Raw genomic sequence first — 24,393 nt, 5'->3', positions numbered from 1 at the left:
TCCACATGATTCCCGTACTTTCCTGCCTATGTGAATTTCTATAAGGTACTCTCAACACGATTGAACTAACCTGCCCGTTAGCTAATGAAACAGGTATAATGATACAATTAGTTATTTGTCTGATCACAAGCGACTTTCAATGGGATTATGTTTTTGTCCCATATCTCAAGTGTTGTTCACTTTGCACGTCAGTTGAATAAAGACAGTCGATCACATTGATCGGCTTCCTTCTTGCTTTTATTGAGCTATCGTGTCCCGTTGCTTAATTATCGGATCTCTCATCAAGTTATTTAACTATAATCTTCGCGTCATTGTACACGACCGTTTCCATGTGCATAAGAGCTATCAGGTCCCGTAGATTACTACGTGTATGAGTCACTTTTCTTATACTTCATATCTGTAAATCTTGGTCCTGCAACAAACCCAAGCCTTTGGTACAAGTATTCTGCTGGATTGCCAATTAAAATATGTAGTTTTATAACCGGCGTAATCGAATATGCCGCTGTTATAGAGTGTTTTATCATAGCTTGCGCAAGTCCTTTCCCGCGGTATTCCGGTAGTACAAACACATCATTTATACCTGAAAAATTGTTAACTATCTCCGGATATACACCTGCAATACAGCCGCCTATAATTCTGCCTGTGCTTTTTTCCTTTGCTACTACTACTTGATTAAGTGTATTAGTTGCTGTGTACCATTCGAAACAATTCTTTATTGTTTTATTAATTTCTTCAATGCTTTCTTCGCCAAAGACTTCATAAACTATTCCACCAAGAAATGAATTCCTGAGGGCTCTAGTCATTTCTGGTATATCGCTTTCTTTTGGCGTTTCGAGGAAATAACAATCATCAAGTGAGTAGCTTAATTTGTCGGTCGGTCGGCACATAATTTGTCTCGGTCGCCAAATTTCTGCACCGAAACTCATTAATATATCAATATTTTCTGTGAGTATACCTTTTAATTGGATTTCCCCTTCTGAGCTCATAGCTTCTCCTTGCAGCAATAACAACTTCCAAAATAATCTTCTGTCACAAAAAGGTGCAATTAGAAAAGGAAACATGATTACATTAGGAGCAATAATCGCACCACCCACTTTTTCTCCATCACAATACAAAAAATAACAATCTTCAGACCATTTTGTATCATTTAGCCGAGCATTCCAGTCGTACCACATCTCGATATCTGCTTGTGAATATATGGTTTGATATACTGCAAACAAGTTCTTGTTTGCTTTTTCAAAATAATGATTTTTCATATACAATCCTCATTTCAAAAAGCTGTACTAGATATAAATAGGATGAACAACTATAAATACATGAATGAAATATTAATTGTTATGCCAATGGAAAGTATAATGTGAATGCTGTTGAAAGCCTACTGATTTATAAAAAGAACTATCCGAATTAACATATGCATTTTCAGCACCTAAGGAGCGGCCTCTTTTCAAGGCTTCTAACATCACTGCTTTTCCAAGTCCCTTCTGCCGATACTCCGGAATTGTACATACAGGTTCAACATAAAAATAATCAGTTTTCTGACTATACCATAATCCACAATAAGCAACATATTCCCCCTCTTCATTTTCAGCAACAATATGTAGGAATGAATTCATATTTCTTGCTGACAACATTCTTTTTTTCTTATCAATAGTGATTTCGTCAACAGGCACAGGACCTTCGTGGTCAAAGCCCTTCCAAAGTAATTTCTGATACTTAAATAAATCTTTTTTGATATCCATATTCTTTAAAATTATGCCTTCAAGAATTACATAATCAAGGCTAACATGATCTAGTGTAAGTTCAAGTATGTTTTCAGTCAGATCATTCTCTACAAATTTCTTACTGCGCAATAAATCTAGAGTGTGAGTATCCTTGTCATTAACCGCAATCCCAAGGCCTTTTTCATTACTGAAAGTAGTAGTGGTATATTCTAATATATCTTTTTCTAATTCTTCAAAACCTTGTTTAGTAGCAAAAAATGCTTCACCGAAATAGTGGTCATAGGTTGCTATACCCACTAACTCTTCATTACAATACCACAAGCCAATTTTATCCATTAAGTCTCTATTGAATTCAGAATGAAAAAACATCCATTCCCACCTTGCCCAATTCCAGTTTATATGTCTGCGATCATCATTTGATAATTCAATCAAAAAATCGCAAACTTTATCATAATAAGAATCATCGAAATTTCTAAAGACAATCTTCATTTCAATCCCCCAGAAAATATAAAAAATTTTATGTCAAAAACCTTAAATAAACGATATCTCGTACTTCCAATAGTTCGGTGGTAAAGATCAACTATAACTGAAGGGGATTACTCCGGTAGATTTTTAAATAAAGAGGTTTCATTGATTGAAACAACTTCGTTATAGTTCATACCTTCTCCTTTTCATATGTATTCTATTTCTTGTTACTTCTCAATATGAACATACCAAAATAGTAGGACTCTCAATGAACTTTTTTGATCATTTCAAGTTTGCCTTACTCTAATGGGCGCAAACCATTCCATTTGACAAAACTGTCCATCATAAGCATCTGTATCAATCTTCTCGAAGAAGAACCCACTATCCATAAGCTCATATCTTCCTTTATGCTCCGCTGCAAGTCTATCAATAGCGTGATATAGCGCCTCTGCGCGTAACACATCAATCTCTTCGTAATGATGGTTCCCAATATAGCGAAAGCCAACGCATAAGGAAGTAGGAACGGTGTCACCAGTAAAGCCATCAGGAATATCGTTCAAACTATTTACACGCAAAGCGGGTAAATAGTTCGTCCAACTAAGCGATGGATGAATTATTCTGGTTAGTCCGTAATAGATGTTAGGTTCTACGGTATTAGGCACTTTATGCCGTTTGTTCCACCAAAACTGCTTAGCAGCTTCTGGTGCTTTTGTCACCGATTCAGCCATCTCAATTTGATACATTCTGCCGATTAAATGAAAGGATGGAACCATGATCATATCCGGACCATACACCAAATTTCCACAAATATTGTTTTTTGGAAACAAGTGTAGAGGTGGTGTTATATGAATGTTTTTGCCAGAGTGTCTGCATTCGCCAGGCGTAAGCCCATATTCGCGTTTAAACGCACGTATGTAGGTTTGCTCATGTTCGTAACCACAATCCATTGAAATGTCGAGGATGCGTTTCTCGGTTAGCATCAATTTCTCCACACTGTTTGCTAACTTTCGAGAGCGAATATAGCTTTGTAACGGTATACCAAAAGTAAATCTGAAGAGTCGACGCAAATGTACAATGGAGATAGGAAGTTTAGCCCAATATTCTGTCTCACTAGGACCAGAAACGTTTTTTTCTATTTGTGATAGAAGCTCAATTAAGAGTTTGTAGGGTTCCATATTCCACTCCACACTCCTTCGAATTATTTCTTACATCCTCTACTAATAACATATAATACTTACGCATTCGAAATGTTCGCGGATAAACAGCATCTCGATATAGCTGGGATGAACGAGGATGCCATCATCAGCTCTCCCTTCCAGATGTTCGTTAGAACTCATAATAATGTCGGGAGCTTTGGAAAGCTTTTTATTGCTTGTGAATTTATTATCTCCTAATCTTCACTAACTGTATATCGAAGACACTAAAATGATCGAACAGAATGCCCGCTCCTTTGGAGTAGGTTTTCTGTCACCGATAAATTAAAATTAGAACTACTAAAGTTATGGAAAGTAGAACGTCCATTGCATTCATAGGAGCATCACGTTAAGATTTTAGTTAATACATAGACTAGGAGGCTTCATGATGAATAACAGTCCTGTACCTTGGCGAGAAGTTTTTACAGATGAGGCCGCTCACACCATCACGGGCGATGTGAAAATTTATGATTCATTCCCAATTCCACAGTTGCAGACGGAGCGTAGAGTTTGGATTTATTTGCCGAAAAGTTATAACGAAAACAATCGCAGCTACCCGGTCTACTACATGCAAGATGGTCAGAACATGTTTGATAAAGCGACGTCTTGTGGATGCGAGTGGGGTGTTGACGAGACACTGGAACAGATGGCACTGGAGGATCCAGCACTGGAGGTGATTGTGGTCGCTATCGATCATGGGGGTGACGACCGCAATCATGAATATAACTTTACGATCAACGCGGAGTACCAGTTTGGGGGCAAAGGTGAGGCGTATGCGGATTTCCTGGCGCAGACACTTAAACCCTATATCGACAGCCACTACCGGACGCTTCCTGAAGCGGAACATACGATCATTGCTGGAAGTTCGTTTGGTGCTTACGTATCGTTGTATACGGCTATTCGCTATCCGGATCAGTTTGGCCGTGTGGGCGGATTTTCCTTTGTCATGTGGCACGACTGTGGCGAGATCATCCAATTGATTCAAGAGTCGAGTCTCTCCCCTGCGCTTCGAGTCTATCTGAGCATTGGAGAACTGGAAACCGACAATCCTGACTTCAACCGGGCCGCCTGTGAGCACGTTGCATTGACCCACCAGACCTTAATCGCATCAGGTGTTCCAGAGAAGCAGATTCGATTCGACGTTATTCCTGGCGGAACACATAACGAATCCACATGGAGCGCGCAGTTTCCTGAAGTGCATCGATGGCTGATGCAGCCATCGGAAGGATATACATAAGAGGAAACCGCCCTCTTTTAATTAAAGAATAGCTCTCCACCTTTCTTGAAGTGATGTTTACCTACTAGTTCTAGTTCTATTCTCTATTCATCTCAACGACGCGGTTTGATGACACAAATTTAACACCAAAGCGCAGGTAGATATGACCGCCGGCTGTTTAGTTATTTACCATCCTACTGACTGCTTCAACGATTGACGCTCTCGTCTCGCTATGCCAGTTATCGGCTTCGGTATCAAGCAACGAACCCAACCTACGCTATACCCCATACAACTTTAATGGATCATGTGTATTCACTTTTATTACCATTGTGAATCCTGCTCCGGATCATGGAAGCCATACTTCTTCCCATTTTTCTTGTTCCTGTATGGACCCTTGAGTTTAATTGAATTTTTATCCATAAAAGAAAAATATATGATATATTTGACGAGTAACTTAAAACAGATCCAGGAAAAGAGGATGTTATATGAAAAAAGTTTTTTTATCTTGTCTTGCCATGCTCATGTTTTTGATTTCATTTTCCCCTGTAACTTCCGCCGCCAGTGGAGATCGGCTGATTTATGACACGATGTATAATGTCGCCGGTGGAGGGTTAGTGTCAAACAATAACAGGTTTTCGTTTCAATTTGATAACTATGGTGATGCGCGGATCTGGGACGTCAAGTCTCGCCAAATGATATGGAACAGCAAAACCAAAGACACGAGAATACATAAACTCCAGATTGATTATTACAGCGGGAAGTTGGTAATATCAGATCCGCAAAACACACCTTATTGGACGTCGGATAACCTGGCGTGGGCTAAGGCATGGTATGGAACAGACAATGTGCCAGCCAATCTTAGAGGCAATGTGCTGATCATGCAAAATGACGGCAATCTGGTACTGTACAACAATGAAAATCCGGCCCTGGGCTGGTATCCTGTCTGGGCTTCCAATACAGGTGGACATTAGACACCATAACAGTACCATGCAAGCGGATTCACGCTTCATCCGTCATCATTATGTAATGTGATTTTCATTTAAAAAGTTGTTGTACACCAAAAGATCTCTTCAGTAGTGAAGAGATCTTTTGGTATTTCACATATATCCGACATGATTAACAGGCTATTCATACATGATTTCATTTTCCATTTGTCGCACAATGGCATCCATTTATCTATTGCCATATTGACATCTTCGTCATGACAAATCTTTCTCCATTTCATATTGCTCATTGTATATGTCAAGGCCAACTCCTTGAAGGAAACGTATAGAATTTGTATCTCTTTTGTCTACATTATTGACGGTGATGATTGCATGTCTCATTCAACCACCTTTAAGTTGCCCTGCTATCCGTCGGGAATGGGTCCAAGTTCTCGTCAAAATCGTGTATGGGATAAGGTTCTTGTTAGAACCTTATCCCATACATTTAAAAAGTCGTATAAACTACGGCTATAATACTATGTTCTTGTCCCTTTACAACTTTCCTCTTTGATTTCACGAATCGATTCACGCCATCAATCAAGTTTTATTTGGGGGTTACTTTGAGTCAATTACAATATTACGATATACCATCTGTTCCATGCACACGAATTCAATAACAACTGCTGGTAGATAGAATATATCTTCTTTTTCATAAATAATGCCCGCTTGTACAAGTTGTTCGGCTTTTTCAGTAAAGCCCTTATACACAAAGTAGCGGTTAACCAAGCTGTATTGGGATATTCTCTAAACTAGCTGAAATTCCGGATGAGGTCGATCATCCGTTTGTGTTGTAAATAACCATTGACCGAGCAAAATGTAATCTTCAACTCCAAAAAGACCGATTTATTTGAAAATCCAAAACCTCATCTATTTGGATCAATGGACATTCTCGTACAACTTATACATTGAGCCATTATTTCCCCACCGCATATTTATCGCAAACTCATCATTGCCACATGTGAGCCTGTCGCATCACCGCTATTATTCAGAAAGTGTCGGTATACCTGGCTCCTCATTTGCAAGCAGCTCTGGACTAACGGAATGTCGTTCGAACTTAACTGCATCAACCCTCGTATAGATCATATCGGCAGGAAGCGTTGGCGGGTCTACCGTTGTTGGAGTCTCCCTAGTTAAACGAACATACTCGCTGCCGTCTCCTGTAAAGTCGAACGTTCCTAGATTAACCCAACCCGATGAGCCGACCGTTGCATCGATATACGTCACCTCGGTACCCGTCTTATGTTTCACTTCCACTTTGACATGATTATCGTTTGCCGTCGTATGGACGAGCTTGAAGATGGAGACCGTATATTTCCCCTCTGGAAACTGGCCTTTCCACGTTGCTGATGATCCTTGAACTGTAGTGTAACGCGACTTAACCCCAATTTTGTATCCAGCTAGATTGCTTTGGTTCCAAGACCCTTCTGTCGTGTATAACCCCGTTGTATTTGTACTGTCGACGATAACCGTTAGGTCCTTGATCGTTATAGTTAAAGAAGGAGTTGTTAAGGTCACTCCGTCAATCGTTACCGTGGCCCATACCTCAATGTGATCCGTTGCCCCATCGAGATCTAGAAGGGTTAACTTGCCGTTGCTATCCACTTCAGCCAGATCCGTACGATTAACAAAATACTGCACATTGGCCTGTGTCAGATCACCGATCAAACCGTTATCCAAATAGCCGGTTACACTCAGTTGTGCGTTTTGAGTCATCTGCAGCTCGTTCCGATCGGACTGGATCACCGCCGATTCCAATTGCGGTATCCTGTTCGAATCCACCCACATTATCGCATCGGCAACGACCCTGGACTTGTTGGCCTTATTGGTTAGTTCCACGTACCCGCTATCGCCTGCAGCAAAAGGAAAGTCACCTAGGTGCACCCAAGTACCATTCGCCGTGGTCTCATCAACGGTAACCGTCTCGGAGCCCCCGCTATAATAAACGTTAAATGAGGCATTCGTTGCCCAATTTTCAGTCGCTGCCGTTATTTGCGGAAGCTTGTAATACACACTGTAAGTAACACTTTCCGGCAGTTCTGGCCGCCATTTCATTTTGCTTGTCGCTGTGCCGGCTGTCGATTTGGCATACACATAGTTATCATAGTAATAGTCGTTAGCCGTCGTATCCCTTATCCAAACACCTTCTGTCTCCGCCTCCGTATTATCCACTATGATAGATGAACCATCCTGCCCATCGGGTTGAACTGGAGTTTCCGTTACCTGATCAGGCAGATAGAGTGTCCGCTTGCGGGTCTGTTTCCCTTCCGATTCCACATAATACGTGAAGGTTTGGGATAAATCGTCCACCCGTATCGACCATTCCATCGGATATATCGTATCTGGGATGGTCGTATACGTAGCCCCGCCATCCAAGGAATAATGGATTGTCGCTGGTTTCGTCGTTTTGGCCTGCACATAAGCATCATAAACCGTTTCGTCTGGCTTGACGATCAGCATGCCTTTAACCGCATCGATTGGACTATGAATATCGAAGAAATAGCTTGCATCCGATGTATCAGCAGTTCTAACCTGATGCAGCGGCACATCAATATTGAGTCCCTCTACAATGATAGCGGTGATTCCCTTGCTTGAAACCGTGGCTTGAATGATTCCGCCACTCATAACCGCTTGTTCTGGTGTGCCATTGTCGCGGATGATGGTTACGGTATAATCTTGTGCCGGGTTGAACCCAATGATCTGTTCATTCAATTCGATCGGAGTCTGAACTTCTTCTGACGATGCGTTGCTTAGCCCGATGTAGAATTTATCCCCGCTCTCACCCGTTATCCAGTTCAATTGAGGATGGTTGGTCTGAATAATCCCCTTGGGCATCCAAAGCCAAACATCCGAATTACCATAAAACTGACCTGGTTTATTCCCATAGAGGTGATATTTAAACCATAAAAAATTCGTTTCGAATACAGAAGGAAATGTAATACTCCCGTTCGATTTCAATGATTGTTCGCTGATCAAATAATCCATCGTTTGCCCGAGCTGCCCCGGTATATGGTGATAATAAATGGATGTAGCCCCGCTTGGACCTTCCAAGGGAAAATCCGGTTCCAGTTGGCTAACGGCAAAGCCCTTATAGTAATAACCCGGATAACTGGAATATCGACCAACAACAGCATTATGAGCAATATCCTGCAGCAGTTTATCACCTGTATAGAGCGATAATCTCAGCATGAATGGAGCTTCCTGAGCATTCATCCGATAATAGCCGGTTGTACTTCCCGCTTCAAACGTCAATCCGCTCGGTGAAACAAGCCAACTATCCGCTTGTACGCCTCCGGCTACATCTTCTGGTAGCTTGATCCTAGGATATTGAAATTTACCGCTTTCCGGCCAATGGAACGACTCCGCATAATTATACGTCTCTGGCTGCGGAATCGTAACGTTACCCTCAGGAACTGGACGAGCAACGAACATGGTTGCATACCTTTTGGCTTCCTTATAAGCAGCATTCAAGTATTTGGGATCTTGAGTTTCCTCGTAAAGCTCCAAGATCTCCATCCATAGTTTGCTATAATAATAAATGAATTCATTTTTACTCACATTCACGGATGCAGGCGTATCAATATGCTGCATGATATAGCTATCGGCTGCATCCTTGGCAGCTTGCAAATACTGTGCATCTCCCGTCATACGGTACATCATCAGGGGCTGAATGACAGGCCCCCGGTCTTTCTGGTCAGGGTCACGCACGAGGTACTCTTCCTTTGCCATCGCCTCAATTCCTGCCGAAGTGCCCATCATCTGATTAACTGCGGCTACGCTTGAAACATCGAACGGAAGGGTGGTCATTTTCCATAATGAAGGTACGCCGTATACGTTCTTCTTCGTCGGCGACCAACCGATACCATTTCGCGATACGCCATACTGGACGGACGGCAATGCTCTCGTATCGTAAAGCTGGTCATCCCCAGTCAAATAGTAAGCCCCCAGAAGAACCGCATTCGAGCTTGTTCGAACGCTATCCTCGTTTTCGATATCAATAAAGCCCTTGGCTCGGCTCCACCACCCGCTGGGTGACGGGACATAATCAACAGAGTCGTCCCCTTGCGGCTCTATCTTAAGCACATCAATCATATTGAACATCGCGTCAGTAAGCGACTGCTCGGAGACATTTTCCCGGTATGCCGAATATCCGTACTCACTGCGAAGAATATCCGCGTAGGACTCATACAGATTACTTTTTTGAGCGATTAGGCCCATATGAAATTGATAAGTGCTTTCTGCAGTCATTTGCGAATAAGTCCCCAGTTGAGGGGCATACAGGATCGGCTGCACGCTGCCTTCGTTGTTGACAAGACTCATGCCAAGCCGTTGTTTCGTCACGCCTCCCGTCGGTTCAAATTCAACCGGAAGCTCTCCTGATGGTACAAATACCCCATACGTCAAAGGATTCCCCGCACCGTCATTCTTCTCAACCAGACTCATTGGAGCGCTCAGCTCCCTCAAGCTTGTTGATTCCACTGTACCTACCATTTTTGCGTGCGACCTGAATCCACTTAATACTTCATTGATACCGGAGACTACTTCTGTTGTAAAGGACTGATATCCAATCACATAATTGCCATTGCGGCGAGGTGTAAAGGCGAAGGAAACATCAGGTTTATCCCCTGCCATGGACCAGTTCACTTCAAAATCGTAATCACTACCATGCGAAGAATCGGTTAAAACCGCCGTGTGACTGTTAGGAAAATGGATCCCGTCGAATGTAACCCAGCGTTTATTCATCGTATCGTAGTAATTGGTTAGGCTCCCCGCATTCCCATCCAATAAAACCCATTGCTCCTCAAGTCTTTCCGACACATTATTTATGGGCGTCCAGTTTCCTGTGTCCGTGTTCTTGTAGAACATGTCACGAACGATAGATTTGCCTCCATCCCATGCTGCCTCATAGAAGGTCGCTTTATAGTTTGCATTTTCGATGCTGCCTTTTTCCGTGTAACTGAGATTCTCTAGTGTGCGGCTGCGCAGCGGGGGCAACGGCGGTGCTTGCTGCCGGATATTTCCTTCGAACTTGACCGCATCAGCCCGAGTAATAATCTTGCCCGTCGTAGGTTGAGTTCGCCTGACAAATTCGGTATCATCACCACTAAACTCATACTCCCCCAAATCAACCCATCCGACGGATGGACCCGACGAAGGTCTCAGATCCATAAACATGACATCCGTAACCCCGTTGTGAACAATCTCAATCTTTACATTACTATCTGCTTTATCCGCCCAATCCAGCTTATAGAACGATATTTTCGCCGTTCCTGCTTCCAAGCGTGGATTCCATGTTATCGTTCTGCCTGCTGTACTTGTATATTTGGTGCTGGAAAGATCATACCCCTTCACCCCTGTGCTAGTGGTCCAATTTGGAGCCGAATATCCATTGTTCTCGTTACCCGCATCAGGTGTCACAACATCATTAATCTTAATGCTACCGTCATCGATGATAATCGTCTGATAAGGTAAGGTCTCCGCATAAGCGGCCCTTATTCCGATCAGGCTGGAAGGAACTACTATCGTCAACATGAAAACGATTAAGAAAAACAGCTTCCTTTTGACCAAACAACTCACAGCCTTTCCCTTTAATGATAGCGCTTCCAAAATAATAATGCCCCCTTTGCCCGAATGATCATAAAGAAGCAATTAGCCGTATCCTTCTGGCTAAACCCGCTCCATGGTTTTTATCATAGCATGTCTCATCAACGTAAAATTTCTTTCATTTCAAGAATTTCTTATAAGATTTTAAGTAAAAAAAGAAACCTACATCCGAATTGATTGCTCAATTGCAGTCAGATAGAATATAGGTCTTCCAAGTGGACTAATCAATTATAATGGCGGCTGCACCAATAGCAACTTCCCAAGCTGAATGACCGTTTGATCATACCAAGCCGGATGTTGTCGAACATGTTCCATACTTCTTTCATTGTCACTTGCCTCAAATACGGCCGCTTTGTCTGTCTTCTTGTGATCGATTTCGAAGCGAACCGTATGTTTCCCATTCGGTAGCACCGGTAAGAAAACATATTGATTTCGATTATGATCGTTATATGAAGTGAATCGATCGATAAGAAAGGGTTCCTCCCCATCCACCGACACCTTCAATCTGCCGGAATCCGGCCCCCCGATATCGAATAATCCGATGTGGGTTCCCTCAAACTCCACTGTGATCGTCTCTCCGGGATCGACTGCTCGCCATAGACCGGGGAACAACCAATCGTACTCGCGTACTAAAGGAAAATCATCAGGGGTCATGTAAGACCACCCTGCGGAAAAATGAGTAAAAATATCCAGTGGCAGCATGGTTGCATACTCCCACGGATTGGCCGGGACCAAAGGCTCCTGCGGCAAGTGATGTTCTACCTTTCCCACGTGATCTCGAAGTTCTCTGATTTTCTCAAACGACCGGGTGATTGTATCTGTGTAAATCTGATGTCCTTCGGGAATCGTTGGATGGATCGAATCATGTGTAAAAATAACGGCTCCGGGAATGGATACATCTGCCCTTGAAGTAAAAATAAGCTTTCCATCCGAAACCAATTGACTGACCGCTACGCCCAGATGAATCGAAGGAATACCATAATAGTCGGCGACTTCATCTTGCATAAGAGCTCCCTTCTGGTATTCGCCGGATTGAAATGAGGTCAAATCCCGCTCCTTAACCGTATATACAAACAGGATATCGGTAAAACGGCTCCGCTTGCGGATCTGTCGGACAATTCCTTCGATCCGCGCTTTGGATTCGGGAACTCCCCCATCGTTTCCAACAAATTCAACAAATACGAGATCAGGCTGATGACTCAGTACATCTGTCTCCAAACGGGCGCAGCCGAGGTCCGATCCTGTCCCATCAATGCCTGCGTTCACAGAGCGGATATCCGCATTGGGATATTGCCCTCGCAGCCAATCCGCCGTCATGACCCTGTATCCTTCAGAACGAGTATTACTGCCGCCTAAATAGACGATTGTTACTGTTTCCCCATTTTCCAACTTTTGAATGACATTAGGCAGCCCTCTTCGAGGAAAAAAATCCTTCATCGCGACTTCACCCGCCCTCACTTAGCGTTTTTAGGAGCAAAAAATTTTACAGCAAACACTTCATAATAAGGCGAACCATACGTTGCAGAGAAATCAAACCGGATTCGGGTTACCCCTTTTGCATGCACTTGATGTTTATTCAACGAAAGATAATTACCACGGATATTAATTTCACTCTCGGTTCCGTCTTCTAAGGTTAAGGTCACATCATAGTCCTGGATAAGTGGCTCGATCGGATCGTCGAAATGCTCCAAATTCAGCTGCGAATTGAAAACAAGATGGATTTCATCCAGATTCTTAGGACTTGCAAAAACAAATTCCAACCATTCCTGTCCTTCCGAACGTTCAGAAATCCAGCCGTTCGGCAAACCATAAGGTCTGGAGAAGCCATTTACAACATTCTGAGGGTTATACATATTTTGAGATGGCAATAGGTCTTTGAAGCAAATACTCTTATTAAGCTTCTTCAGCCTGGAAGGCACTTCTGGCCTATAATGGAAGCTGACCGCTCCTGATAACTTCTCTTCATTGCCGTGTACGGCAAGGCTCGCCGGGCCTTCCAAAACGATATAGATTTTGTCGTCAGCAGGCTTCTTGCAGCCCAGGTCCAGCGTAATCCAGTCATCGTGACCCGCTGAAATAAGCAAGTGATAGTCTTTCAGCTCGCTGGCGGGAATATAGTTTTCCTTCCGCTCTCCGCCAAACAGCTTCACTTGCAACGTTTCCGAATGCTCGGATCTATTTTTAATTTTGATCTGCACACTTTCAGCCACGGATGTCTGAATCGGCAAGACCAAACATAACGCTTTCTCCAAGGAGATCTCTTCGGTTGGATGAAGATGTTCATAGCTTCGCTGAGACGAGGCACGCATCGTTAATCCGTCAGCGAAATAAGGATCCAGCTGCTCTTGAAGCCCTACAATCGTTTGCCCGTCTCGAAGCAGCTGCGTTTGAAGCTCATCCATATGCGCTTTGACGATGTCCGCGGGGTCTGTCTCATATTTTACGCATAACGCAGCAGCCGTTCCTACCGCCTGCCCCATACAACCACAGGTTGCCATCACTCTTGTAGACCCGAAAGCCACATGGGTAGCGCTTATATTGCGGCCAGCGAACATGAGATTAGGAATATTGCGTGAAAATAAGCTGCGGAAAGGGATATTATACAATCCGGGCACGAAATTCCACGCTGTAGCAGGCCCCTCATCGTAGATGCCTTTATTCGCATGCAGATCCATATACCAGCCTCCGACGGATACCGCATCTTCGAAATGTGGTTTTGCTGTAAGATCGTTCTGAGACAGCATGTGCTCCCCTATAAACCGCCTCGACTCCCGCTTACCGGGAATTGGGCATACATAATCCAAGATGAGATTGTCCACATCATCAAACTCGCCGCTATTTTTGATGTAATCCCATATCCCGTACACCAATTTTCGCAGTTCCAATGCGATGTCTTCATTATTCTTGATAATATCCATATGTCCGCCGTATTCCAGCCACCACAATCCGCCAAGCCCATTGATTTTCCTTGGAAAAGACCGATGGTTTAATCCTTTTCTGATACTATCGAAAAACTCCAGCTTCGTAATATCATACGCAAAGCCAGGCCTTTTGTAAGGAACGGAATAGTTTACGTCACGGGCTTGAAACAGAATCGTATCGCCCATGGTGTAATGATCTGCCACTTCTGGAGCGAGCTCTTCCTTGTATTCATGCTTCGCCTCTCTTCCCCATCGGAAGTGAGCACCTGCTTGGTATCCAACAATTCCATCACCGGAGCAATCGATATAGGTTGGGCTTTCAAAACGAAATTTTCTTTCGGAAGCTAATTGAAGGCCCTCCACCCATTTAATTCTGCCATTCTCCATGCCCGTTTCGTGTACACATGTATTCAGAAATAGAGAAATGTTAGGCTCATCATAAACCATGTCGAGCAAGACCATATCCGAAAGCGAAAGCATAAGCTTCTTGTTGTATAACGGATTATAATGAAAGATCTTCAACTTGAGTTCTTCTACCAACCCGCCCTCGCGGGCATAATAGGATGGACTGTTTCCGAGATATGCCGACCCGTTGATATGAACTCTGACCTCGCTGCTCGCATTTCCCCCAAGCACCGGCCGATCATTAATAAGTGAAACCTGCAGACCTTGGCGTGCAGCTGCAATAGCAGCGCATATCCCTGCAATACCTCCACCTACGACGGTTACATCTGCTTTCATAAGCTCCATTTTGATAACCTCCATGATTAGATGCTCCTATCATGGTAATGGTTTTGGTCCCTTTTTTTTTACAGGATTTCGCGAAAAAATCATACATTTTTTGCATCCTTATTTGGATTCGTACCGTGTCATTTTTATCCGATATTGCTTAGGTGTATCACCCGTATATTCTTTAAACAGTTTGCAAAAGTAACCTTCATTGACGATGCCTACTTCCTCGCACAATTCCAATAAAGAATAATCCCGGACGTTTAACAACTCGAGAGCGAGATGGATTTTTTTACGGTTGATGTAGCTGATCACACCTTCGTTCATTGTTTTCTTGAATAAGCTGCTAAAATACGATGGTGCTAGATTCACTTCCTCCGCAATTGCCTCCAACGTTAAGCGTTGTTTCAGGTTTATCTCTATAAAATGCATAGCACTCATGATTTCTGCACGATGTAATAGTTGGCCCGCGTGTACGTATTCGAATGTGAAGTCGCCAATATAGGCGAGCTGCTCCTGAAAAGCCATAAATTCCATGGGGAAGTCTGGGACTTCTGTGGCCATCTTGTTCCCCGATTTAAACTTTACGGTAATGTCTCTGTACAAGTCTCTAATCATTGGTGCCATGATGGACTTGTGGATTTTATGGTCCGAGACAAATTGGTTCAGATCGGCAAGTGCATTCTCCAGCTCTTCCTTGGAAATCTTCCTTTTCAGCCGTATAAGAAAATCAGCCAGCTTCTGCTGAAAGTCTGATTTTTTGTCATTATGGTATTGGAACCGATGCATCGGTGTTTTTACTACTTTCTCGGTATGATAATAGAAATCCTCACTCACATTTTTAGCTTCCGTGTACGCCTGTTTGATCGACTCCCAGCCTCGGTGTGGGCCTCCAAAAGCGACAGATACCCTTTGATTCAAATATTGATGCAAATGAGAGACGATCTGCCCTCCCAAGGATAGGCAAGCATATTCCGTTTCCATATCACTGCGGTTATTTTCCCAGGATAGAAAGCCAATAAAACGATTATCGGACAGATCCGCAGCTACCCCACTGCCACCATTCATCACCGTTTCTTCGATAATATTCGTAATCGCATATTTCAAGATGTTTTGATCTGCGGCTGAGTATTCGTTTCGGAAACTTTCATACGTATTCATTTCGACGATGAAGCAGCAATAGTTGGCTTGAAAGAAATGAAACTGCATGCGATTAGCAAAATTCGATGCCCGATGAGAAGGAATTTCGCCTCTGATCAGTTCGTTAAAAAATTGCTTGCGCACTCTATATTTATTTTCAAGCACGGATACATTTAACGATTGAAATTCCGCTTCTTTTTTCTTAAACTCATTTAAAATTCCAGCTGCCTTATCCAAAGCTCGATTCAAATCCGCTTCCCTCAGCGGAACCTTTACAATGTACTCCAATACGTTGGCTTGAATAGCTCGCTGGGCGTATTCAAAGGATGAATAGGCGGTCAAAAGTATGTATTGGGTATGGGGGAGCTCCGCCTTGAGCTGCTCAATCATGGAGATTCCGTCCATTCGCGGCATAACGATATCGGATATGACGATGTCCGGCTTAAGTTTTATGATCTCCTCGATCCCATTCAGCCCATTATTCGCTTTGCCCACTAGAACAAATCGCTTATCCCTATGAGAGAGTTCATTAAAAAACAATTCCAATCTTTGAATGATCAGGTCTTCATCGTCAACAATGAAGCAGGTATAGTCTCTCACCATTATGCATCTCCTTTTTGCAATTCTGCCGGGAATAAAGCGCGTACACGGGTTATTTCCTTAGGTATGCTAATGATTTGCAGTCCGAATTGATCTCCGTAGTGAAGTCTTATTCGGCCGTGAATATTATTTAGCCCGATTCTTTTCCTTTTTAGTTCCATTTCACTCGGTTCTGAGATTAAAATATGCTTTATTTTATCAGCTGGAATTCCCTCGCCTTGATCAACAACTTCTATGATGACGATACCGTCCTCCCTGTACGCATGAATCGTAATAGGCCCCTCAATTCCCCCTCCGTTATAACCATGGAAGATGCTATTCTCTACAAGAGGCTGCAGCAGCATTCGAAAAACCGGAAAATCCATTAACCCTGCTTCGATATGTTCAATCAAGTGGAAGTTTCGGTTATACCGAATGTTCTGGATCTCGATATAGTCCGCTACATTGCGTAGTTCCTGACGTAAGGAAACCTTCTCTGAGGCATCGTCTATCCCGTATTCCAATAATGAAATGAGCGATCCGATCACCACATCTACTTTCTCTATTTGTCCGAGACGTATAACGTTGCTGATCGAACCAAGTGTGTTATACAGAAAATGAGGGTTAATTTGAGACTGCAGCACCTGGATTTCCAACTTCCGTTCAAGTTCATTATGAAGTTCCGCTCGCCGAATCAGTTCCACAATTTGTTGCAGCATACGATCGAATGCACGTGAAAGATCTCCAAACTCATCGTTTCGATTAATCGTTATTGTCGTTGTGAGTAAGCCTTGCTCCACTTGCTTCATTTTTGTTTTGAGTGTATAGAGTGGTTTCCTTATATATTTGGCAACCAAAAAAGAAATGAGCAAACTTAAGAGAAGACCTGCAGCAAGAAGCTCAATATAATAGGTTTCCAATCTGGACAAAGCTGCTTTCAAGCGTGATTCATCATTGATTGAGATGATGGTCCAGTTGAATTTCTCCGTCGGTTTTTTCAGAAGGGAGACCGGAATGCCATCCATGGTATGCAGTTGAAGACTTGTTTCTGTCGTATCCAGGATTTGTTCCGCTGACGTTTCCCCGATCGAAAACGTATGATCTTGAATATTCAGTAGTCCTTTATTTTCAGAAAATCCGGCAATGATTTTACCTGACGCTGTGATCAGAGCCAGATTCATTTGTTCTTGTTTATTAATCTTGAACAAGGTTTCTTCAATGGCATTTAGATCCAAGTCAACCGCAATGGCCATAGGAAACGGAGCACCGTTCAGATATCGAACCATCGTAACGGTCCAGCCGGAATACTTCGATTTGTAAGGTTCACTAACAAAGGTAGTCCTTCTGTTCTTGTCAGCCGCATCAAACAAAGGTTCTCTTTCAGATAACGGTTCATCGAATATTCGAGTAGCTGTACTTCCGCCTAGAATGGATAAATCGCTTTTGATCAAATAAATATTACTGACGTAATTACTATTGAGTTCATACAGTTCTCTTAATTGCTTTTTAATCACTTCCGTATTGTCAATATTGGCTTTCACTGATGTTTCGACTGAGAAGAGAATCGTCTGGAAAGAGGAAAAATTAACAGTGAAGTACTGGTCTACCTTGTCAAGGATTTGATTGGTGTAAAAAATGTCATTGGTTCTTATTTCCTTTTGGACATAGCGATAAGACAATTGGCTTATCAAGATTATGCACCCTAATACAAATGCAAACACAATAAAAAATAATTTTAAAGGCAAGCTGATTCTTCTTCGCATCGATCATCTTCCTTTTAGTTCCGTTTTAAACTAAGAATAGCATATACTAATAAAGAGAGGGGCTACGAATAGCCACTCTCTCCGTTTATTTTACTTGATAAGGCCGGCTTCTTTAAATTGTTTGATTGCTGTTTCCTTATATTTCTGCATGTCAAACTTGGTATCCAACGTTTGGAGGAAATTGTCCCAGTTGGAAAGAGGCTCTTTGCCCGTCATAAATTTAACTAAACTTTCATTAATGAAACGTGTACGGTCAGCATCCAAGGTATCGCTTGGGTCTGGGGTCAATAAATTTCCGGGCAACGTTGGCCCCACATATTGCTGATTATCCTTGAAAGCTTCCGCCGTCTTAGGATTCTGGAAGCTGAAGTACTCCGCATCATCACCACGGCGTGGCATTCTATAATGATCGACCCACAGGTACTTCTCTTTCATTTCCTTCGATAACTCGGAGGTTTTATTTTTGATTTTGCCGTCCACTACATCCCAATGAATACCTTTAATTCCGTATGCAAAATTCGGATAGGCTTCTTCGTCTGTAAAGAGATAATTCAGCATGGACAAGATCCGAATGATTTTGTCCTTATCCGCTTTCGCGGAAATGGCCCATGAATTGCCTTGGAATGATTTTCTCTCTACAATTTGATCACCGTAAGGACCTTTCATCGGAGGAATGACGATCCATTCCGGCACCTCGCCACTAATTTCTTTCATTTTCTGCTGATAATCCGGCTCCAGCCTGCGGGCATCTCTGATCATGAAGCCAACTTTACCCTTAAACATCTTTTGGTCCAACAGATCAGGCGAATTCATCGTCACCCAGTCTGGGTCTACTACTTTGGCTTCCATCATTTTGTTAATGTAAGCAAGCGCCTCTTTCATTTTGGGATCGATAAACAGGAATATCGGTTCATTATCTTTTATTTCAATGGCCGAAGGAGGATTGACGCCAAACATCCACATCAAGCTATCGAAGCCGTAGGTTTGCAGATTACCTTCTTTATTCATACCGCCGATGAATCCGTACGTATCGTTTTTGCCATTACCGTCCGGGTCTTTCTCTGTAAAGGCTTTCATAACTTCGAACAGCTCATCCGGTGTCGTTGGCACTTCCATATTCAGCTTTTTCAGCCAATCATTACGGATGAAAAAGCTTCGGCTGATACCGTTAACATTATCATAGCCTGGAACTCCGATCGTTTTTCCTTGATAGGACATTGCCTCCCATGAGTCGTTGCCAAACCGTTTCTGTAATTCAGGGAATTGATCCAGATACGGTGTCAAATCCGCAAGAACGCCTTGGTCGTAATATTGCGCGAGATCAGCCCGACTCTTCAAGAAGATTAAATCTGGAATATCTCCGCCTGCAATGAGTGTATTCAGTTTGGTTGTTGCTTGCCCAGCTTGAGGAATCATCATATCCAAATCGATGTTCATCTCTTTTTCCAACATTTGACGTTGAACATCTTCATCACGTGGAGGTACCGGAGCAGCAGCGTTGAAAGTGCCTTGGTTAAACATTGAGATTTTCATTTTGGTTGCAAACTGGCCAGACTGCCCTTGCGAATTACTCGAAGTTGTCGATGTAACTTCTTCATTCCCTCCACATCCTGACAGTAGCGTTCCCAATCCTAAGATTGCCGACAGAATAGCAAATGAAATCTTCTTACGCTGCATATTGACCTCTCCTTTGCTTGTATATTATCACGGTTTCACCGTAATAAGTTAGGTTGGATCCCCTTTTAACCTTTAACGGATCCCAAGAGCACACCTTTGGTAAAATGCTTTTGTAAAAATGGGTAAACGATTAAAATCGGAACCGTAGTCACAACAACTGTAGCCATCTGTACAGCGAACGTACTTACAGCTCCGGAATTGGCGAGCGACTCAGCGCTTTGTGTTGCGACGTTAAGCAGGATGTTGCGCAAGACTACTTGAAGCGGCATGAAGTTGGAATCATTGATATAAACAATAGCATCAAAATAACTGTTCCAATGCCCCACTGCGTAAAATAAAGAAATGGTTGAAATGACGGGCAAAGACAGTGGTAAAATGATCCGCCATAACGATTGAAGTTCACTTGCACCGTCAACCCTCGCTGATTCCTCGATTTCACCAGGCAATTGCTCGAAAAAGCCTTTAATGATCACCAGATTAAATGCACTAATGAGATTCGGAATAATCAATACCCACGGACTGTTTAGCAACCCCAGAGAGCGAATTAGTAGATAAGTCGGAATTAACCCTCCACTGAACATCATGGTAAACACTATGAATAGTAAAAACGGACTGCGTCCCGGCAAATATTTTTTGGATAACGGATAAGCTGCTAAGACCGTAAAAAACACATTAAGCATCGTGCCTACAATCGTTCGAAACAACGTAATTTTATACGCCTGCCAGATACCATGAGAGATGAGTACTTCTTTATAGGCCAGAAAGGTAAAAGATTCTGGTATAATCACAATCCCTCTTCTTAATACTTCCGATTCTGGCGTCACTGAGACAGCAATCACATATAGAAAGGGTAGTAAGCAAAGTAGTGATAAAAAAATAAGAATAACATAAACGACGGATTGCCAAACTTTTTCCCCGATTGTCAAATTGATCATTTTAAAAACCACCTCACCAAATTTGCCCATCGAATTTTTTGGCGAGCTTATTTGCTGCCAAAACTAAACCAAATCCAATGACAGCTTTAAACAATCCTACAGCAGTAGCCAAGCCAATCTTAAGACGCTCCAACCCTTCACGGTATACCCATGTGTCGATAATGTCGATCTTCTCCTGGTTAAAGGTGTTGGCAAACATGAATATTTGGTCAAATCCAGCATCCAGAATATGGCTTAATTTAAGGATCAGCATCAGAATAATGACTCCTCGAATGCCGGGTAAAGTGATATGCCAGAGCTGTCTCCATTTGGAAGCGCCATCCATTCGAGCAGCTTCATATAAGCTTGGATCAATACCTGCTAATGCGGCGAGGTACAGTATCGCTCCCCATCCAATGTCCTTCCATATTTCAGATGCGATGACCAGCAGTCTTCCCCAAGCAGGCTCCGTTAGAAATGAAATGGGCTGAAAACCACTTTCCTTCAAAATCATATTAAAAAGGCCATCGCCTGGGGCTAATAATGCTACCATCAATCCATATACAATGACCCAAGACAGAAAGTGGGGTAAATAAGTAATTGTTTGTACGATTTTCTTAAACCATTGGGTATGAACTTCATTGAGCAGTAAAGCAAGTAGGATGGGAGCGGAGAAACCGAACAATAGCTTATAGAGCGATATTACAATCGTATTTTTCATGATGTCCCAGAAATAAACGCCGTTCATAAAATCCGTAAAATTCTTGAATCCCACCCACGGGCTATCCCATACGCCCAAAGCCAGGTTGTAGTTTTTAAAAGCAATCAAGATTCCCGCCATAGGAATGTATTTGAATACGGCAAAGTAAATTAAGGCCGGTAATAAGAGAGCATACATCACTTTATACTTTTGTATCGTCCTTATCCATGACTTCCGCTTTTTGGAGAGGGGAATGGCGTCCGCTGCCAATTTCACTTGCATATCATCACCTCGTCTTTGTTTGTATTTGTATATTAGCACCCCCCTATCGGATAAATTTCTGAAATTTCAAGAATTTCTTATAAGATATTAAGGAAGTGTACCGTCACCTACTGTGATCAGTGCCGAACAGTTGATAAATAGCTTATCTTGGACTTGTACCGCAAAAACTAGCCTTCTGGGATAGTTTAGATTCAGGTTGATAAAAATTTAAAAAAAACAAAAAAATCATCGTTGCCTGGTTTAGTACTTAGGCAACGATGATTTTTTTGTTAAATATAACAACGACAGCAAGGCGTTTGATTCATTCCAGTTAGACTATTTTGTGAAATAATGTCCTTGTTCCAGATCTGCGAGAAGTCCATGCTGGACAGGCTTCCAGCCGAGCAGCTCCTTCGTCCCTTCACTTGATCTTGCTAAGTCAAGCGACGCGACCATGCCTAGAAAACCGAAGATGGCTTGCGCTTCTTCAGGCGGGATACTGACTACCGGCACATCCACATGACGACCAATAGCTGCGGCAATGTCGCTGAACGCAATGCCTTCATCGTGCACGCCATCCAGTCGTGAGCCTGCAGGCGCAGATTCTACAGCGAGGCGGAACAACACTGCCGCATCCAAGCGATGAATCGCTGGCCAACGGTTAGAGCCGTCTCCAATGTAAGCCGAAGAGCCTCTTTCCTGAGCAATCCGGATTAATTCCGGCACGAAACCTTTATCTCCTTCTCCATGAACGGAAGGTGCAAGCGAGACGATCAATGCTCTCACGCCTTGTTCTATAAACGCAAGTGCCGCATCCTCCGATGTTTTACCATTCGCATGGGCTGTAATAACAAGTGGTTTACCGGAGCCAGTAAGCGCCTCTCCCATTGCTTCAATGGCGCGAAGATCAGTTGCCAGTGATGCGGCGAAATTAGAGAAATCGTGGTTAAATGCCAGATGAATAACGCCGTCTGAAGTGGCTGCACAGCTGCGCAGTATATCCAGATCCTCTAATACACCACGAGCCACCTCAGCTCCCAAGCTTTCTAATACGTGAGCACCATTCTCAGAACGGGTCAGTCCAACTACCTGATGGCCCGCACCGATGAGTTCGCGGACAACGGCTGTACCAATATAACCTGCTGCACCAGTAACAAATATACGCATAATATTTTAACGCCTCCTTAAGCATTTGACGAAGATATGACTTCAGTCTAAACTATGAAGTGAACTCTAAGGCAAGCGTTTGGAGGTATGATTTCATATGAAAATTCAAGAATTAGCAGACTTGATGGGTTTAACCCCCCACACCATTCGATTTTACGAGAAGGAAGGCTTGCTTGACAGCAGGCATATTCAGCGAGAAAAGAATAATTACCGCAACTATTCAGACGAAGCAATTGAGCGGTTAAGGCTGATTAAGAAATTTCAAGGCATCGGCTGCTCGTTAGCTGAGCTAAAGACGATTTTGCAGGATCACGATACGAACGCACGCACCAACCAAGAAGTAATTGAATGGATTCTTCAGAAGATCAATGAGATCGAGCGCAAGAAGGAAGAATATGATCATATGCTTGTAACGCTGAATTGGATGCTGACATACAGGAAGCTGCTGAATGAAGATCCACAACAAGCGGAGGCTATGATGGCCGAATTACGACTTAAAATCAACATCTAGGCTTACAATCGTGAAAAAGCTTTATGGACGTAAATTCCACAAACATACCCAGCTATAGCTTGAGGATATAGCTGGGTATCATTTTGATGATCTATACTTCTCCCCAAAAAATCTCAGTTTCATAATCGAATTCAACAAGACCATCTTGATTATTTTTATCAAATAAATTCCGCAGTTCTGTCATCATTGGATCATAATTTACATGCCCGGGTACAGGGCTGTAGGAAGATGATAGCAACCGGCCTTTCAAACCCTCGAAATCGAACTCCTGACTCATTCTGAATCGAGCTTCATGCATTGAACCTTCCTTGAAAAAAGAGAGCAGCACCGTCTGAGAAATATTTTTATGATTGACTTTTTCGTAGTCGGTTCCGTATGTATGAAGCAGTTGATTGTACTCTTCACGAAACGGAGTACCGTTTGTAAGACGAGAATTCCAGATGAGTATTACTCTCCCACCTGGCCGTAGAATTCTGCGAAACTCGATTTGGGCAGCGGAGCGATCAAACCAGTGGAATGCCTGAGCGCAGACAATAAAATCAACCGACTGATCAGGTAATCCAGTAGATTCTGCAGAACCTGATGTACTCTGAAATTTCGGATTACTTTCTAACATTTGCTCGGCGGCTTCCCGCATTGCCTGATTTGGCTCGACCGCGATTACATCGCTTCCGCGTTCCAGAAGTAGTTTTGAGATGATCCCAGTACCTGAACCAATGTCTGCTATGTTACTGTTCGCACCTAAACCTACGACGTCGTACAAATGGTCAATAGCCTCTTTTGGATAGCTCGGGCGGTATTTTAAATACGAATCGACCCGGCTCGTAAACCGTTCTCTACTGTTCATCGATC

General features: G+C 42.9%; 16 protein-coding genes and 1 pseudogene. 3 read left to right on the top strand and 14 right to left on the bottom strand.

All coding sequences use genetic code 11. From position 1 onward, the window contains the following. Positions 1-362: 362 nt before the first annotated feature. From AMS66_RS12545 to AMS66_RS12535, 3 genes are all read right to left on the bottom strand, one after another. Complete coding sequence (locus AMS66_RS12545) at positions 363-1,256, bottom strand: GNAT family N-acetyltransferase (RefSeq protein WP_053781128.1); 894 nt, start codon at positions 1,254-1,256, stop codon at positions 363-365. Positions 1,257-1,328: 72 nt separating this feature from the next. Then, positions 1,329-2,210: a GNAT family N-acetyltransferase gene (locus AMS66_RS12540; RefSeq protein WP_053781127.1), complete on the bottom strand. Its 882-nt coding sequence runs from the start codon at positions 2,208-2,210 to the stop codon at positions 1,329-1,331. 263 nt (positions 2,211-2,473) lie between these two features. After that, positions 2,474-3,361 (bottom strand): helix-turn-helix domain-containing protein, encoded by an 888-nt coding sequence (locus tag AMS66_RS12535; RefSeq protein ID WP_053781126.1) that lies wholly within the window; start codon positions 3,359-3,361, stop codon positions 2,474-2,476. A 403-nt stretch (positions 3,362-3,764) separates the two neighbouring features. On the opposite strand from AMS66_RS12535, the gene AMS66_RS12530 reads away from it, so the two are divergent. Together AMS66_RS12530 and AMS66_RS12525 are read left to right on the top strand one after the other, a co-directional pair. Further along, complete coding sequence (locus tag AMS66_RS12530) at positions 3,765-4,616, top strand: alpha/beta hydrolase (protein WP_053781125.1); 852 nt, start codon at positions 3,765-3,767, stop codon at positions 4,614-4,616. 464 nt (positions 4,617-5,080) lie between these two features. Next, entirely contained in the window at positions 5,081-5,566 is a 486-nt protein-coding gene (locus AMS66_RS12525; protein ID WP_053781124.1) for a hypothetical protein, read from the top strand. Positions 5,567-6,205: 639 nt separating this feature from the next. Here AMS66_RS12525 and AMS66_RS34670 read toward each other — a convergent pair. From AMS66_RS34670 to AMS66_RS12475, 10 genes and pseudogenes are all read right to left on the bottom strand, one after another. Next, a pseudogene (locus tag AMS66_RS34670) lies at positions 6,206-6,363 on the bottom strand (hypothetical protein); the annotation flags it as partial. A gap of 196 nt (positions 6,364-6,559) precedes the next feature. Further along, positions 6,560-11,107 (bottom strand): golvesin C-terminal-like domain-containing protein, encoded by a 4,548-nt coding sequence (locus tag AMS66_RS12515; protein ID WP_201782168.1) that lies wholly within the window; start codon positions 11,105-11,107, stop codon positions 6,560-6,562. A gap of 300 nt (positions 11,108-11,407) precedes the next feature. Continuing rightward, the gene (locus tag AMS66_RS12510; RefSeq protein WP_053781121.1) at positions 11,408-12,616 is read right to left on the bottom strand and encodes a GDSL-type esterase/lipase family protein; all 1,209 of its coding nucleotides are present in this window, start codon (positions 12,614-12,616) and stop codon (positions 11,408-11,410) included. A 17-nt stretch (positions 12,617-12,633) separates the two neighbouring features. Beyond that, a complete protein-coding gene (locus AMS66_RS12505) occupies positions 12,634-14,865 on the bottom strand; it encodes an FAD-dependent oxidoreductase (RefSeq protein WP_053781120.1) in 2,232 nt (743 codons plus the stop codon). 84 nt (positions 14,866-14,949) lie between these two features. Then, on the bottom strand, positions 14,950-16,572 hold the full coding sequence (locus AMS66_RS12500) for a response regulator transcription factor (protein WP_053781119.1): 1,623 nt from the start codon (positions 16,570-16,572) through the stop codon (positions 14,950-14,952). Then, positions 16,572-18,089: a sensor histidine kinase gene (locus AMS66_RS12495; protein WP_236703364.1), complete on the bottom strand. Its 1,518-nt coding sequence runs from the start codon at positions 18,087-18,089 to the stop codon at positions 16,572-16,574. The genes AMS66_RS12500 and AMS66_RS12495 overlap by 1 nt, the downstream gene beginning before the upstream one ends. A 312-nt stretch (positions 18,090-18,401) precedes the next feature. Further along, positions 18,402-19,988 (bottom strand): extracellular solute-binding protein, encoded by a 1,587-nt coding sequence (locus AMS66_RS12490; RefSeq protein ID WP_053781117.1) that lies wholly within the window; start codon positions 19,986-19,988, stop codon positions 18,402-18,404. A gap of 65 nt (positions 19,989-20,053) precedes the next feature. After that, entirely contained in the window at positions 20,054-20,923 is an 870-nt protein-coding gene (locus AMS66_RS12485) for a carbohydrate ABC transporter permease (RefSeq protein WP_053781116.1), read from the bottom strand. 13 nt (positions 20,924-20,936) lie between these two features. Beyond that, positions 20,937-21,884, bottom strand: coding sequence for an ABC transporter permease (locus tag AMS66_RS12480; RefSeq protein ID WP_053781115.1), 948 nt, complete (start codon positions 21,882-21,884; stop codon positions 20,937-20,939). A 315-nt stretch (positions 21,885-22,199) separates the two neighbouring features. Beyond that, a complete protein-coding gene (locus tag AMS66_RS12475; protein ID WP_053781114.1) occupies positions 22,200-23,030 on the bottom strand; it encodes an SDR family oxidoreductase in 831 nt (276 codons plus the stop codon). Positions 23,031-23,127: 97 nt separating this feature from the next. Between AMS66_RS12475 and AMS66_RS12470 the strand changes: the two genes are divergently transcribed. Next, positions 23,128-23,541 carry a MerR family transcriptional regulator gene (locus AMS66_RS12470; RefSeq protein WP_053781113.1) on the top strand — a complete coding sequence of 138 codons (414 nt, stop codon included), beginning with the start codon at positions 23,128-23,130 and terminating at the stop codon, positions 23,539-23,541. 91 nt (positions 23,542-23,632) lie between these two features. On the opposite strand, the gene AMS66_RS12465 is transcribed toward AMS66_RS12470, so the two are convergent. Next, positions 23,633-24,388: a class I SAM-dependent methyltransferase gene (locus AMS66_RS12465; RefSeq protein WP_053781112.1), complete on the bottom strand. Its 756-nt coding sequence runs from the start codon at positions 24,386-24,388 to the stop codon at positions 23,633-23,635. Between the last annotated feature and the right edge of the window lie 5 nt (positions 24,389-24,393).

It is taken from the genome of Paenibacillus xylanivorans, assembly GCF_001280595.1.
Taxonomy (GTDB): Bacteria; Bacillota; Bacilli; order Paenibacillales; family Paenibacillaceae; genus Paenibacillus; species Paenibacillus xylanivorans.
Note: the sequence above shows the minus strand (reverse complement) of the source record. Positions and strands in the feature narration are given on the sequence as shown.

What these genes read in the sequence shown, in the direction of transcription:
- AMS66_RS12480 (WP_053781115.1), bottom strand. Translation starts at nt 21,884, where the DNA reads ATGCAAGTGAAATTGGCAGCGGACGCCATTCCCCTCTCCAAAAAGCGG.
- AMS66_RS12475 (WP_053781114.1), bottom strand. Translation starts at nt 23,030, where the DNA reads ATGCGTATATTTGTTACTGGTGCAGCAGGTTATATTGGTACAGCCGTT.
- AMS66_RS12545 (WP_053781128.1), bottom strand. Translation starts at nt 1,256, where the DNA reads ATGAAAAATCATTATTTTGAAAAAGCAAACAAGAACTTGTTTGCAGTA.
- AMS66_RS12535 (WP_053781126.1), bottom strand. Translation starts at nt 3,361, where the DNA reads ATGGAACCCTACAAACTCTTAATTGAGCTTCTATCACAAATAGAAAAA.
- AMS66_RS12485 (WP_053781116.1), bottom strand. Translation starts at nt 20,923, where the DNA reads ATGATCAATTTGACAATCGGGGAAAAAGTTTGGCAATCCGTCGTTTAT.
- AMS66_RS12525 (WP_053781124.1), top strand. Translation starts at nt 5,081, where the DNA reads ATGAAAAAAGTTTTTTTATCTTGTCTTGCCATGCTCATGTTTTTGATT.
- AMS66_RS12500 (WP_053781119.1), bottom strand. Translation starts at nt 16,572, where the DNA reads ATGGTGAGAGACTATACCTGCTTCATTGTTGACGATGAAGACCTGATC.
- AMS66_RS12465 (WP_053781112.1), bottom strand. Translation starts at nt 24,388, where the DNA reads ATGAACAGTAGAGAACGGTTTACGAGCCGGGTCGATTCGTATTTAAAA.
- AMS66_RS12515 (WP_201782168.1), bottom strand. Translation starts at nt 11,107, where the DNA reads ATGTTGACGATAGTAGTTCCTTCCAGCCTGATCGGAATAAGGGCCGCT.
- AMS66_RS12505 (WP_053781120.1), bottom strand. Translation starts at nt 14,865, where the DNA reads ATGGAGGTTATCAAAATGGAGCTTATGAAAGCAGATGTAACCGTCGTA.
- AMS66_RS12530 (WP_053781125.1), top strand. Translation starts at nt 3,765, where the DNA reads ATGATGAATAACAGTCCTGTACCTTGGCGAGAAGTTTTTACAGATGAG.
- AMS66_RS12470 (WP_053781113.1), top strand. Translation starts at nt 23,128, where the DNA reads ATGAAAATTCAAGAATTAGCAGACTTGATGGGTTTAACCCCCCACACC.
- AMS66_RS12540 (WP_053781127.1), bottom strand. Translation starts at nt 2,210, where the DNA reads ATGAAGATTGTCTTTAGAAATTTCGATGATTCTTATTATGATAAAGTT.
- AMS66_RS12490 (WP_053781117.1), bottom strand. Translation starts at nt 19,988, where the DNA reads ATGCAGCGTAAGAAGATTTCATTTGCTATTCTGTCGGCAATCTTAGGA.
- AMS66_RS12510 (WP_053781121.1), bottom strand. Translation starts at nt 12,616, where the DNA reads ATGAAGGATTTTTTTCCTCGAAGAGGGCTGCCTAATGTCATTCAAAAG.